This is a genomic window from Bacteroides sp. OM08-11, assembly GCF_003438665.1.
Classification (GTDB): Bacteria; Bacteroidota; Bacteroidia; order Bacteroidales; family Bacteroidaceae; genus Bacteroides; species Bacteroides cutis.
Genome location: NZ_QSTJ01000003.1, coordinates 96,185 through 110,403, shown reverse-complemented (window position 1 = coordinate 110,403; position 14,219 = coordinate 96,185). Strand labels below are relative to the sequence as shown.

The 14,219-nt window shown below is 39.9% G+C and carries 10 protein-coding genes; 4 read left to right on the top strand and 6 right to left on the bottom strand.

Translation table 11 applies throughout. The annotated features are described in order from the left end of the window. Positions 1-82 precede the first annotated feature (82 nt). Positions 83-1,981, top strand: a complete 1,899-nt coding sequence (locus DXC10_RS07055) for a TlpA disulfide reductase family protein (protein WP_101544210.1) — start codon at positions 83-85, stop codon at positions 1,979-1,981. 5 nt (positions 1,982-1,986) lie between these two features. Continuing rightward, positions 1,987-3,207, top strand: coding sequence for a TlpA family protein disulfide reductase (locus DXC10_RS07050; protein WP_370448206.1), 1,221 nt, complete (start codon positions 1,987-1,989; stop codon positions 3,205-3,207). A gap of 102 nt (positions 3,208-3,309) precedes the next feature. Here the strand turns inward: DXC10_RS07050 and DXC10_RS07045 are convergent, their stop codons facing one another. The 4 genes from DXC10_RS07045 to DXC10_RS07030 form a co-directional block, all read right to left on the bottom strand. Beyond that, complete coding sequence (locus DXC10_RS07045) at positions 3,310-4,860, bottom strand: Gfo/Idh/MocA family protein (RefSeq protein ID WP_101543642.1); 1,551 nt, start codon at positions 4,858-4,860, stop codon at positions 3,310-3,312. Between the two features lie 63 nt (positions 4,861-4,923). Further along, entirely contained in the window at positions 4,924-7,035 is a 2,112-nt protein-coding gene (locus DXC10_RS07040; RefSeq protein WP_117737580.1) for a glycoside hydrolase family 2 protein, read from the bottom strand. A gap of 7 nt (positions 7,036-7,042) precedes the next feature. After that, a complete protein-coding gene (locus DXC10_RS07035) occupies positions 7,043-8,152 on the bottom strand; it encodes a glycoside hydrolase family 105 protein (protein WP_117737579.1) in 1,110 nt (369 codons plus the stop codon). Positions 8,153-8,261: 109 nt separating this feature from the next. Next, entirely contained in the window at positions 8,262-9,707 is a 1,446-nt protein-coding gene (locus tag DXC10_RS07030) for an alpha-L-fucosidase (RefSeq protein ID WP_101543634.1), read from the bottom strand. A gap of 341 nt (positions 9,708-10,048) precedes the next feature. On the opposite strand from DXC10_RS07030, the gene DXC10_RS07025 reads away from it, so the two are divergent. Next, positions 10,049-10,411, top strand: a complete 363-nt coding sequence (locus DXC10_RS07025; protein ID WP_101543631.1) for a BlaI/MecI/CopY family transcriptional regulator — start codon at positions 10,049-10,051, stop codon at positions 10,409-10,411. 13 nt (positions 10,412-10,424) lie between these two features. Then, the gene (locus DXC10_RS07020) at positions 10,425-12,194 is read left to right on the top strand and encodes a M56 family metallopeptidase (RefSeq protein ID WP_117737578.1); all 1,770 of its coding nucleotides are present in this window, start codon (positions 10,425-10,427) and stop codon (positions 12,192-12,194) included. A 100-nt stretch (positions 12,195-12,294) separates the two neighbouring features. On the opposite strand, the gene DXC10_RS07015 is transcribed toward DXC10_RS07020, so the two are convergent. After that, positions 12,295-13,395 (bottom strand): Mrp/NBP35 family ATP-binding protein, encoded by a 1,101-nt coding sequence (locus tag DXC10_RS07015; RefSeq protein ID WP_101543625.1) that lies wholly within the window; start codon positions 13,393-13,395, stop codon positions 12,295-12,297. Between the two features lie 42 nt (positions 13,396-13,437). Then, positions 13,438-14,196 (bottom strand): tRNA (guanosine(46)-N7)-methyltransferase TrmB, encoded by a 759-nt coding sequence (gene trmB, locus DXC10_RS07010; protein WP_101543623.1) that lies wholly within the window; start codon positions 14,194-14,196, stop codon positions 13,438-13,440. Positions 14,197-14,219: the final 23 nt, after the last annotated feature.

Sequence of the window (14,219 nt, the reverse complement as noted above, 5' to 3'; positions counted from 1 at the left end):
CTTTTTGATTTTGCATCAATTAACGTTGAAAGAAGCATGTTCATACGAAACTTTCGTACTTTTGAGAAAAAATCAAAATAGTATGAGACAAACACTTTCAATTATCATCGGCTTGTTGTTATGCTGTACTCTCCAAGCCAAAAACAGGGTTATAGAGCAACCCCCGTTCTGCGTAAGAAACAACACTTCTATCGAAGTTAGTAAGATTGTATTGAGCGACACCGCTACTATTCTTCATATTTATGCCAATTATCGGCCTAAATACTGGATAAAAATAGCTTCGAGCAGTTATTTGAAAGACAATAATGGAGAAACTTATCTCTTGCGTTCAGGGATAGGTATCACACCGGACAAAGAATTCTGGATGCCAGAATCGGGCGAAGCTGAATTTCAGTTGGTATTTCCTCCCTTACCTGATACAATTACCAGCATTGATTTCACGGAAGGCGAAAAGGTAGACAACGGATACAGTATTTGGGGTATACAACTTAAAGGTAAGAAGTTACCAACATTGGTATTACCCAAGAATGCGGTAGTACACAAAATCGACAAAAATCTCGGACTACCCGAACCTGTCATCCAATATGGGAAAGGAACTTTAAAAGGTAAGTTGCTGGAGTATCATACCGGAATGTTCTCACGTCCTATAAACATAATGTTGTTTGAAAGCGTCAAAGGAGATGTATCCCAAGTACCATTGACTATAGATGCTGAAGGCAACTTTAATCAGGAGATTATTTTAGCAGCAACCACTCAATGTAATATGTATCTGCCCGGTAGTAATAATAAGCTCGTATTCTTTATGGAACCCGGCAAGGAAACCGAAGTATACATCAACCTACGTGAACTTTCGCGCCAACAGTCCAAATTCCACAAACTGGAGAAAAACCGTGATAAGCTATTTTATATTAACGGTCCATTGGCTGCCACAGCACAAGAAATGAGTGAAAAGGTATATACTCCTGACCTACGGGAACTGAATTTCCGTAATTTAAAGGCTATAAACGGTATGAGTTTCACCGATTTTAAAGCATACACTCTACAACAAGTGGATAGCATTCAGCGGAAAACAGACAATTTACCTGTAAGTAAAGCCACTCACGAGTTACTGAGTATCAACAATAAAATGTCTATAGTAGCTGCACTACGAGGTGCTGCAAGTACAATGACTTCTGCTGCCATAGCCTCCGGAAACATTAAACGCGAAGAAGCAGAAATTTTTTTTCAGGAACTTATGAAGAAATATCCGGCAGACTATCTTGCAAACATCGACATAAACTATTTGAATGAACCGCAATCTATTTTGGCGGATATGTATTACTATCTGGTTATAATCTATTCTCGCGATATTGAAAAAATCGCCAAAGAATGCGGAACAGACAAAGGCATTTTCTTCGATGTAGCCCAAGTAACTCCCCTCTACCGTAAAATCAAAGAGTATAACCCTCTCACAGAAGAAGATAAAATAAGTATTTCCGCTTTGCCACAAACTTATCAGGAAATGTTGACTGTAGCCAATGACAAACTGCTCGCCAAAATCGAAGCCAACAAGAAAAAGACCGGATTTACCATAAACGAAGCAGGTGAAGTGAGTAATGAAGATTTGTTTGCTTCTATCATCAGCAAGTTCAGAGGTAAAGTTCTTCTGGTAGATTTCTGGGCCACCTGGTGCGGTCCATGCCGTATGGCAAATAAAGCGATGATTCCCATGAAAGAGGAATTGAAAGACAAGGATATTGTTTACCTGTATATCACCGGCGAAACTTCCCCATTAGGAACATGGAACAATATGATTACTGACATCCACGGCGAACACTACCGCCTGACACAAACCCAATGGGACTATCTGAGCAAGAGTTTTGAGGTAAGAGGTGTGCCCACTTACCTGATTGTTGACCGTGAAGGAAACATCAAATACAAGCAAACAGGTTTTCCAGGAGTTGAAACAATGAAAAAAGAATTACTGAAAATAGTCAAATGATTGGAATTAATAAACAACTCATATTCTACGCTTTCTTATGCATTCTTCCATTAACGGGGAATGCACAAGAAGGTTCCAAAGAATATCTGAAAGAAGTACTTGCCAATTTAAATAAGATAAAATCGGCAATTTATCTCTGCCAATCCGAAAATTGGCAACCGGGAGATACACTTCCACTCTCTGTCTATCAAATACTTTGTCAGGAGATCGACAACCCAGAAGACACAACAGTAGGTTGTGTATATACATATGGCAATCCGGTACAATCTGGACAGATAGAGTTTGCATACGACGGTAATCAAAAGTTTGATTTCTTCCACGAGAATAAAGGGGTAATCGTAGACGATTTTACATTCAGACCTCTACCCTTCCGGCTTGTGAACCCTCCCTTTTTCAATTTCTGTAAAAATATACTAATATATACATTTAATACTACAGATCATATCCGATATGAACTGAAAGAAAAAAAAGATTACTACTATTTCAAGTTGACGATTGATGAAGAAGAACAAGTAGAGTTTTTTGGAAAGGCTTATCATATTCCTACCCCCCCTTTCTATGTTGACCCGCTTTCTATTTATGAACTTTGGATAAGTAAAAGTAATAACCTACCCTATAAACTCCGGCGATACATGTCGCATGACATTTCAGTCAAAGAATGTATAGAAGCAGAATTCAACACATTTTCTTTGAAAGATTTTGACGTAATGAAGTATATACCCAAAGATTACGAAATAAGAACAGTTGAAGAGAATAAGAATCAAAGTAAGGAAAAAATAAAGCAAGGTGATTTAACGGGAAAACCTGCACCGACATGGACATTGAACAATCCGGACTGCCAACCCGTATCACTGGACGATTTTAAAAGTGAAGTTCTTATCATTTGTTTTACAGGCATAGGTTGTGGACCTTGTCAAGCGGCAGTTCCTTTCTTGAAAGAAATAAAGACTCATTATTATGATGAGAAAGTAGATATTGTGGCTATTGAGAGCTGGAGCCGTCGAGAAAGTGCCGTCAAGGCTTATGCTGAAAGAAAGCAATTAAATTATACCATACTGACTGCCACTGATCAAATTATTCAAGATTATCAAACCGGTGGTAGCGCTCCCCAATTTTTTATACTGGATAAACAACGGATCATCCGGAAAACAATCAAAGGCTATGGAGGAGACCGGACTAATAAAGAAATCATAAGCACTATCGCTACATTGCTTGAGACAAAATAAAAAACAAGAAAAAAAAGGCTGAGCTCCAAAAAGTCTTTTGGGTTCAGCCTTTTTCTATTTATTTAAGTCTCGACTGCTTGTTACTTCTCAAGCATCCGTTTATTACTTCTTTGCTTCCTGTGCCCATTCCTTAGCACCTTGTTCCTTCAATTTAGCAGTAAATGCTTTTGCCTTCTCCATGGAAGCTGCTTCATCTTCAGGACTTGCATATGCATGCTTATAGCCTTTCACTACATTCCATTCACCACGAGTAAAATCAGGGAATGCAACAGCAGCACAATTATTATCCATAGAAAGTTCACCAAGTTCGGCCAAGCAACACCATTCAGCCAAATCGTATACATCCATATCCAAAGGCAAACCGTTTTGCAAACAATACACCAAACGGCTATCCATGATGAAGTCCATACCACCATGACCTCCTACTTCTTTAGCCATTTCACCATATTTCTTTAAAATAGGATGTTGATATTTCGCTACCAAAGCTTCCATATCAGCCTTAGACATAAAGCTATGTGAATTCAAATCATCCACCTTAGGTTCTACTCCCGAAGCTGACATCTGATCAGCGTCCAAAGCATATCCTTGAATAGGATACTTGTTAGCAAACCCCTTGCTACCAGTCAACTGATACAAACGATTATAAGGTTGAGGAGTCATTACATTATGTTGAATTTCAATAACCTTACCATTAGCAGTACGGATCAAAGTAGTAGTATGATCACCATTACGGAAATTATTACAAGCAGTATCTGCTCTTTCTTCTACCAAAGCCTTACCTACTACAGATTTAGTATCCATTGCTACCAAAGTCTGCATACGGTCGCCACGGTGAATATCCAAAGCTTGTGCCACAGGACCAAGACCGTGAGTAGCATATACATCTCCACGATGTCTCATATTGAAGTCCAGACGCCAGCCTAATTTATCATTCTCACCATTCTTCCAATAATGATCCCAAAACGGACTCAGATTATGAATATAAGCTCCTTGCGCACGGATAACTTCACCGAATACACCTTGTTGTGCCATGTTCAAAGTATTCATTTCGAACCAGTCATAACAACAGTTTTCAAGGATCATACAGTGTTTACGGGTCTTTTCGCTCATGTTAACCAAATCCCAACACTCTTTGAGGTTCATGGCAGAAGGAACTTCAATAGCCACATTCTTACCATTTTCCATAGCACACATAGCTACCGGGAAGTGATGTAACCAATCTGTAGCAATATAAACTAAATCTATATCGTCACGCTTACACAACTCTTCATATCCTTTTTCGCCTGAATAAACAGCAGCCTTAGGAAGAGATGCCTTTTCCAAAAATTTCTGGCATCTTTCAGCACGAGCTTGTTCATAGTCACAAAGAGCAACAATCTGAGTTCCGGGGATATGAGTGAAACGTTCCACTGCTCCAGGGCCACGCATACCAAGACCAACAAATCCCACACGGACAACTTCCATTTTCGGAAGAGCCATTCCGATTACACTTTTTTGATCAGCAGGACGTTCAGGAGTCTGGACTACAATTGTTCCTTTGTCCCAAGTCCACTGAGTACCCTTGTCGTTTGTTTGTACAGTAGAGGTCTGAGCAGAACATGCGCACAGAGTAATGACGCACATACCTAACAGCAATGACTTAATACTTTTCATGCTTTTTTAAATTTAAAGTTAGAAATAAAATTAATAATAAAACTATTCATATTCAAAAGAGTATTACCAACCGGCGTGTTCCTTTTTGTTTTCAAAGGAATCCGTCTCCCGTTTGTGTTCCTCATTGTATACCCACTCTATTTCATCCGTATACTCCTTACCTTGATAAGAAACGGTTGTTTTCAGAATATTCTTCCCCTGGTTCAAAATTACTTTATCAAATATATAATGCACATCCGTATAACCTTTACGCACGCCAGTCAATTCTTTTCCATTGAGATAAACCGTAGGTGTACCAATATTGGAATACACTGTTACAGAGGTTTCCTTCTTCTCACGATTTACATTACGACGCTGTGTTAGATAAAGTACAGGGTCTTTACTCCAGTTCGCTTTGTACCAAAAATAAGAGTCTTTCTTTATTTTGCGGTCAAAGGTAACTAATCCTTTTAAATTTCGTGCAGGAACTCCCCCTCTTTCCCACATTGGAACTGCAAAATCGAACGTATTCCACAAATATGAGGCAATAATATAGGGATGTTGGGCTATAATACTCCATTGATATTCGTGCGTTTTAGTCTGGAAAGTTTCCGGATAGAACGGTTTTCCCCAGTTCAGCGCATCACCCAGATATTCTGTTTGATGCTCAATGTTTGCATCTGCACCATATTCCGTCAGCATCAGTTTTTGCCACGGATAGTCTTTCTCCATTTTTTCCACCCAAGGCTTGATGTCCTGAATTTTCTTCTCATACCAACCAAAATATCGATTCATCCCCTGTACATCGGTATTTTGATTAACCGGATGGTCAGCATGTCCATATCCATTAACCGATACCGTATAACGGTCAGGATCTTCCGTTTTGCAAAGGTCATGGAGAGACTGCGTCAAAGCGGCAGTATAGCCATGAGGATGATATACCTCGTTATGAGTACCCCAAATATAAATAGAAGGATGGTTAAAACTTTGTCTCACCAATTCACGCATTTGCTGATGGGCATTCTCCCATTCTTGTCCCGACACACGATTTACAAAAGGAATTTCCGCCCAAATAATCAAGCCCAACGTATCACAACGTGAGTAAAGATACTCTGACTGTTGATAATGAGCAAAACGTACAGTAGTGGCACCTACATCCATAATAGTTGCCAAATCAAAATCGTGGTTCTCATTCTTCAAAGCGCTACCAAGCCCCCACCAATCCTGATGGCGAGTGACGCCATACATCGGATATTTTTTACCATTTAGGAAGAAACCTTTTCCAGCTACTATCTCATAGTTACGTAACCCCAACGGCTGTACCACTTCATCGATCACCCGGTCATTCTGCAACAAACGCGATACCACCTTATACAGATAAGGATCTTCACGCCCCTGCCACAAATGCGGATTACTCATTTTAAATGTAGAGAAATAGGCCTGCATACCTTGCGGAGTCAATTCAAAAGCTTGTTTATGTGTTTTCACCAGCTTTCCTTTGGCATCATAAATAGTATTTTCCAATATTAACGGAACAGGAACCAATGCAGCATTGTCCAACTTAACCTTCACCGTCACCTCAGCAGATTTCCTTGAAACATTCTTCTGGGTTATATATACACCGCTGGAAGCATAATCAGTAACCGCAATATTACAAGGTTCAGTCACTATCAGCCACACAGGACGATAAATACCACCATAAACACCGAACAGACTATGATTGACCGGGATCACATCGGGACGTGCAGTGTTATCGGCTTTTACAATGATTTCATTCTCTTGGCCAAACTTCACCTGCCCCCCAATTTCGCATACAAAAGCCGAATAGCCACCCTTATGTGTACCTACCAGATAACCATTGACATAAACTTCTGAACAAGAGCCTACACCTTCAAAACGCAAGAAAACACGTTTCCCCTTCATGTCCTCGGGAAACAGATACTTTTTACGATAGTAGGCTTCACCTGCATAGAAGGCATTTGTTCGTATCTGCATATCTTTAGCATTCCAGGTATGGGGAATTTGTACCTTCTCCCATTTACTTTCCCATTGACGGGCAGCTTGCATAGTTTCTTTACTAAACGGTCCTTTCTTGAACTCCCAACCGTTATTAAAAGTTGTCACTTCACGTGCAGAAATGTTTGTACTACCTGATAACAAACAAACAATCAGACAAATCCAATAAATAACTCTCATAGTATTGTCAGTTTACCATTTTATAAATCTGGCAGCCTGCCAGCAAGAATGCACCCACTCCATAAACTTCCGTCATATCACGCGTCACTTTACGTGGATCTGCGCCAATAGGCTGTACATATCCCAGTTTGCCATCCGGTTCTACCGCATCGACCAATGCATTCCATCCTTTCTGAATGACGGGAAGGAATGTTGCTTTATCCAATAATCCCTCATTCACTCCGTACGCAAGTGCATAGACAATAAAACCTGTCGCACTGGTTTCCGGAGAAGGATAAGATACAGGATCAAGCAAACTGGCATGCCAATATCCATCCGGACTTTGCAAACCTGCAACACGGGTAGCCAAAGAGACAAACAGATTTTTATAAAACTCACGGGAAGGTTCATTTTCAGGAAGTACTTGCAAAATCTCCGACAATCCACCAAGTACCCAGCCGTTACCACGTCCCCAGAATACCTTCTTACCATTTGCTTCCTTCTTACCAAAATAGCGGCGGTCGCGATAGAACAATTGTTCTTCTTTATCGTATAAATACTCGTAAGTAGCTTTATATTCTTTGTTCAAGAAATCCAGATACTTTTTATTTTTGGTCAACGCATACAGTTTAGCATACACAGGGGGAGCCATAAACAATGCATCACACCAAGACCAGCGATCCAAAGTTTCCAATTTACTATAGTCCAGTTCCAAAGTTGTTTCAGCGGGATTTTCTACTACCCAGTTGGCGCGAGCCATCACAGGGGCTACCATCTTCTTATTGCCATATTTAATATAAAGGTCTATAAAAGGCTGTCCAACGGCAATAAAATCAGCATGATACATCCACTTTCCTACTTGAAAATGGTTACGTTGCCCTATCTTGAGCAACCACTTGTAATACGAATTATCATTATCTTCCTTCTCGGTGAGCTCAGCCCAATCTACCATGCCCATATACAGAGCGGCATGTGTCCAATCCAAATCGTCGTGTTCTGCACCTTTGTTAGGATTTGCGATTTGCCAGTCGGCAACGCGTTTCATTATTGCTTTTACCTCAGGTTTGCTAAAGTTTTGTTGTGCAAAAGTCCAAGCTGTAACCAAAAGGAAAAGAATCAGTAAAAAATTTTTCTTCATTATTATTATAATTACTTTAAGGTTAGTAATAGTTTCATCTCTGAATAAAGAACCCCAAATTAAGGAATTACCCTCATCTAATCAATCTTTTTTATATATTTTTTTAGAATTAAGTCAGGGCATCTTTGTATTTATTCCCCTTATCTGCCTTTTCCGTTACTTTGAGTTTGACAACAAACGGCTCTCCGGGTTTCTGTGAGGGCAGGGAAACATTGTACTCGTTATTGGTAGTCTCTGCGACTTCCAACTCCCTGCCACCATCCATCATGATAGCATTCAGAAGCTGTAGTCCCTTCGTAGTTCGCACAACCAGTTTGCCTGAATAAGGAACATTGAATACAATCATATAGATTTCATCACCTTTACGGGTATAGTACCCCCAATCTTGTTTGGGTAGACCGGAATAACCGCAACCATAGATACTTTCACCATATTTCTTCATCCAGCTACCGACAGTTTCTGCCAATTCTTTCTCTTCCGGGCGGAAATCACCATCAGCTTGTGGCCCGAAGTTCACAACCATGTTTCCTCCCATAGATACTGCATGCACAATACGTTCCAGTACTTCCAAAGGAGTCTTGACATAACTTATGGACCAATCTTTATGATATCCCCACTGATTTTCGGGAATCGTCATACAAGCTTCCCAGTCCCAGCGAGTCACTTTCAAATCTTTCACCGGATCAGGTAAACGACGTTCGTAGGCCGACTCGTAATCTCCCATCAGGTGTCCATTACTATCAAAGTGACGTTGACCATAATCATCGGCACGCAAACGGCTATTAATAGTAACACCAGGAAGCATTTCCTTCAACATTCGTTCCACATGGGCCGTCCACCAACCATTTTTCTTGATACTGGTATCCCAAGTACCATCGAACCAAAAGTCCTTTACTGTCGGATAACGGATAGCAAGTTCTTTCAACTGGTTATCGGTAAATGTGAGGAAACGATTGAAAGCTACACTGTCCTCCTCAGACCTTATATCATAACGATAATCAGGATTACTCCAGTCCATTACCGAGAAATAGAAATGTACATCTATCCCTTCATCATTATAAGCCTTTACCAGTTCACCTAATATATCTTTCTTATATGGAGTCTGTGCCACTGTGTATTGACTATATTTACTTGGCCATAGGCAAAATCCTTCGTGATGTTTCGTTGTAATTTTCACATACTTCACTCCCATTTTCTTTGCCATCTTAGCCCACTCTTTGGCATTAAATTTTGTCGGGTTCCACTGATCCATCAGTTTCAACCATTCATCTGCCGGAACTTTCGCCCATGCCTTCAACCATTCGGCAGCTCCGGAATATATCTTTCCATTCCACTCTCCACCGGGAATGGCATAGAGCCCCCAATGGATAAATGCTCCGAAACGGTTATCACGGAATTTCCGCATAGCTGCATCCTGACGTTTCCCAAGACGTTCAGCTCCATACCTCAAAGGAATTTCCAGATCAGCAGGTAATACCTGAGACTGTTTCTGAGCAACAACCCCTGTTGCACAAAGAGTCAAAAAAAAGAAAATACTCAAGAATTTGTTTTTCATGTTCAATATAAAAATTAATCCATAGCTACTTTTTTGATGATGCAAAGATAGTTACCTATAAAAATATTTAGTGGGTACTTTTATCCGTTATTACCTACACAAATCATCCGAACTTTACTCATAAATCATTTTCTAATAGTAAAATCAAGAAATTTGCATAGAATTCACACTTAAAATAACTATAAAATACAAATCTGTAGAGGTACAAATCACTAAAGATTTGAAATATATAAAGAAGGATATTCTTATTTAAACCATTTTATATTAATTAACTCACTGCACAATGTTTAATTACGAACATTTCGTAACTTTGTATTGGATTTAATTAAATACTTTATTCCATGGAAAAGTTAACATTACAAGAAGAAGAGGCAATGATTTACATTTGGGAACTGGGCAGTTGCTTCGTTAAAGACATTGTTGCCAAATATCCCAAGCCGACCCCGCCCTACACCACCGTAGCATCTATTGTGAAAAACTTGGAACGAAAACAATATGTCAGTTCCACACGTGTAGGAAATACATATCAATATACACCTGCTATTCGTGAAAGTGAATATAAACGAACTTTCATGAGTGGATTCGTGCGTAACTACTTTGAAAACTCTTATAAAGAGATGGTTTCTTTTTTCGCCAAAGAGCAAAAGGTTTCAACCAACGACCTGAAAGATATTATAGATATGATTGAAAAAGGAAAAGAATAAAGATTGATATACTATGTTAGCCTATTTTCTAAAAGTCAATGTAGCGATAGCGTTATTCTATGCGTTTTATCGGCTGTTCTTCTATAAAGATACATTCTTTGGATGGCGTAGAATGGCATTACTATGTTTCTTTGTACTCTCAGCTGCTGTACCTTTACTGAATATACAAACATGGATTGTTGCTCAGGAGCCTATGGTAGCCATAGCTGATCTTTACGCCAATACAGTCTTACCGGAATTTACAATCGCTCCCGAAATAGGTATCAACTGGACAAGTACAATGCTGAACAGTATCAGTATTCTCTATTGGGGAGGGGTAGGAATTCTGTTTATACATTTTCTCTCGCAGTTGATAGGTATTATCCGTCTGTCATGTCAATGCCGTACTTTGAAAATAGGAAATATAAATGTACATTTGTTACCCAACGCACAAGGACCATTCTCTTTCTTCCAATGGATTTTTATTAATCCCAGTATACATAACGAACAAGAATTGGACGAGATATTAACCCATGAATTTACACATGCTTCGCAATGGCATTCCTTGGATATCATTGTCAGCGAAATAGCTTGTATTTTATGTTGGTTCAACCCGTTTGCCTGGCTCATGAAACGGGAAATCCGTACTAATCTGGAATATATGGCAGATGCCAGTGTATTGGCAAACGGTTACGATTCCAAAGCCTACCAGTATCATCTGTTAGGCCTCTCACATCATAAGGCTGCAGCAACTATCTATAATAATTTCAATGTTTTACCATTAAAAAAGCGCATTAAAATGATGAATAAGAAAAGAACCAGAGAAATAGGAAGAACCAAGTATCTAATGTTTCTTCCTTTAGCAGCTTTACTTATGATTATCAGTAACATCGAAGCTGTGGCACGTACCACTAAAGAAATCGCCCTGGAAGTCATAGAAGCAGTAGATACCCCAATCGCAAAGTCCACTGTAGCAACAGAAACACTGGACATTCAGTCAGCGGAACTTTCCCTCACGATTACCAATCCTAAAGATACTATTATCCCAACCCCCGAAGATGTAGTCTTTGAAGTAGTGGAGGTGATGCCGGAATTTCCCAACGGAGGCATGCCGGGACTTATGAAGTACTTGGGTAAAAACGTCAAGTATCCGATAGAGGCCCATGCCAACAATATAGAAGGTAGAGTAGTCGTTCACTTTATTGTCAATAAAGACGGAAGTATTAGTAATGTCGGCTTGACCCGCAGTGTAGACCCTCTTCTGGACAAAGAAGCTATTCGCGTAATCAGTTCCATGCCTAAATGGAAACCGGGCATGCAACGTGGCAAGGCTGTACGAGTAAAATATACGGTACCCGTTATGTTCAGACTGCAGGGACCAAAGAACGCAGAACCATATCAAGCAGTAGTCGGAACAGCTAAAGACGGAAATCTGGAAGAAGTAGTTGCCGTAGCTAAAGCTACTACCCCTATCTCCAGAACTGAAGGAAAGGTATATGAAAAGGTAGAAAATATGCCAGAGTTTCCAGGTGGCGTACAAGGATTAATGCAATATATTTCCAGTAACTTGAAATATCCGGCAGCCGCTCAGAAAGCCGGAATACAAGGGAAAGTCATAGTATCAATGATTGTAGACAAAGAAGGGAATATCACTGATCCTAAGATTATAAAAGGAATAACTCCGTTATTGGATGCCGAAGCTATCAGAATAATCAGTGACATGCCTCAATGGAAACCCGGAACCGACAAAGGGGAAAAAGTGAATGTACAATATACAATCCCATTGGTGTTCAAGTTACAATAGAAGAAAAATAAAGTGACAGGATGGTAGCCAACCGTATGATATCTATTTAATCATACCAAAGAGGATACTACCATCCTATCACTTTATCCATATCATCCTATTATTTATGCACTTCTACAATCCGTGTAGGAGCCATTTCTATATTACGGCGATCTACTTGACGAACCACTGCAGCAGCCAATTGCAAGAAAGCACGTCCTGTCACAGTATTCTCATCAAGTGCAACAGGAGTACCTTTATCTCCTCCTTCACAAATACTTTGAACAATAGGTATCTGTCCTAATAAAGGCACATTCAAATTTTCCGCCAATTGTTTACATCCTTCCTTTCCAAAAAGATAATATTTATTTTCAGGCAATTCAGCCGGTGTAAACCAAGCCATATTTTCTACTAAACCAAGTATAGGAACATTCACTTTATCATTGGTATACATATCCACACCCTTACGTGCATCTGCCAAAGCAACTTGTTGTGGAGTACTCACAATGACAGCCCCGGTTATGGCAAGAGTTTGCAATAAAGTAAGATGAATATCACTGGTACCCGGAGGCGTATCCAAAATAAAGTAATCCAGTTCTCCCCAATCCGCATCACCAACCAACTGCTTCAGAGCATTACTCGCCATGCCGCCACGCCACAGGGTAGCTTGTTCCGGATTTACAAAAAAGCCGATGGACAGCAATTTAATACCATATTTCTCAATTGGGACAATAAGATCACGACCGCCAACATTTTCAGCATATGGTTTGGCATCTTCCACCTGAAACATTTTCGGTACGGAAGGGCCAAAAATATCGGCATCAAGCAATCCCACTTTATAACCCAACTTTGCCAACGACACAGCCAGGTTGGCAGCCACAGTAGATTTTCCCACTCCACCTTTACCAGAAGACACAGCAATTACATTCTTCACCTGCGGCAATAACTTACCCACCTCAGGGCGTGCAGCCTGACGGCTTTCCGTAGTAATTTCTACTTCTACTTCTGGAGAGACATAAGTATGTATAGCCGTCTCAGCAGCCTTTATCATAGACTTCATAAACGGATCAGTCGGCTTCTCGAATGTCAGTGAGAAACTGACTTTCATTCCATCAATACGCATATTATCAGCAACCATCTCCGCTTCAACGAGATTTCTTCCGTTACCGGGATAACGCACCGTTGCCAGTGCATCAAGAATTAATTTCGGATATAATGTCATGATATTTATTTACAATTTAATAATTTACGATTTAAATTAGTTCTATTTGCTGGTTTTCAACCCGCTACGTTTACTACGGTTATAACTGCGATACTCATCTAATTCTATTTCCACATCAGGTTCCTGCAAATTTCCTGATTGTGGCAGCATGAACTTGATATACTTAATATTCAAACCACGATCCAACCATTGTTGTTCGTAATAAGTGCGGATACCAAGAATATCGTCCACCAAATCAGAATGATAAAGATCATCGGTAATGAACTCCAACGGTAACTGATTTTTTTCAATCATGTGCCTGGTATAAGTAAACATAAAATTACTATCTGTTTTCAGATGAACCAAACCGTTATCTTTCAGAAATCTACGGTATCGCTCCATAAAATAAGTCGAAGTGAGCCGCTTGGTAGCCTTCTTCATTTGCGGATCAGAAAAAGTAAGCCATATTTCGCTGACCTCACCGGATGCAAAAAAGCGATCAATGATTTCAATATTCGTACGCAAGAAAGCGACATTCTTCATACCCGCTTCCAAAGACTCCGTGGCTCCTGTCCACATACGGGCACCTTTAATATCTACACCGATAAAATTCTTATCCGGGAACATACGCCCCAAACCTACAGTATATTCTCCACGACCGCAACCAAGCTCCAATACAATCGGATTGTCATTTTTGAAGAACTGCTTATTCCAGTTTCCCTTCATCTCAAACGGCACATCATCCACTACAGAATACGGATATTCAAAAACGTGCGGATAACCTGCCATATCGGCAAACTTCTCTAATTTATTTTTTCCCATCTATATACGTTGAAATATAAAGC

Coding starts and splice junctions, on each gene's coding strand:
- DXC10_RS07055 (WP_101544210.1), top strand. CDS start 83: ATGAGACAAACACTTTCAATTATCATCGGCTTGTTGTTATGCTGTACT.
- DXC10_RS07020 (WP_117737578.1), top strand. CDS start 10,425: ATGTTAGCCTATTTTCTAAAAGTCAATGTAGCGATAGCGTTATTCTAT.
- DXC10_RS07030 (WP_101543634.1), bottom strand. CDS start 9,707: ATGAAAAACAAATTCTTGAGTATTTTCTTTTTTTTGACTCTTTGTGCA.
- trmB (WP_101543623.1), bottom strand. CDS start 14,196: ATGGGAAAAAATAAATTAGAGAAGTTTGCCGATATGGCAGGTTATCCG.
- DXC10_RS07025 (WP_101543631.1), top strand. CDS start 10,049: ATGGAAAAGTTAACATTACAAGAAGAAGAGGCAATGATTTACATTTGG.
- DXC10_RS07040 (WP_117737580.1), bottom strand. CDS start 7,035: ATGAGAGTTATTTATTGGATTTGTCTGATTGTTTGTTTGTTATCAGGT.
- DXC10_RS07015 (WP_101543625.1), bottom strand. CDS start 13,395: ATGACATTATATCCGAAATTAATTCTTGATGCACTGGCAACGGTGCGT.
- DXC10_RS07045 (WP_101543642.1), bottom strand. CDS start 4,860: ATGAAAAGTATTAAGTCATTGCTGTTAGGTATGTGCGTCATTACTCTG.
- DXC10_RS07035 (WP_117737579.1), bottom strand. CDS start 8,152: ATGAAGAAAAATTTTTTACTGATTCTTTTCCTTTTGGTTACAGCTTGG.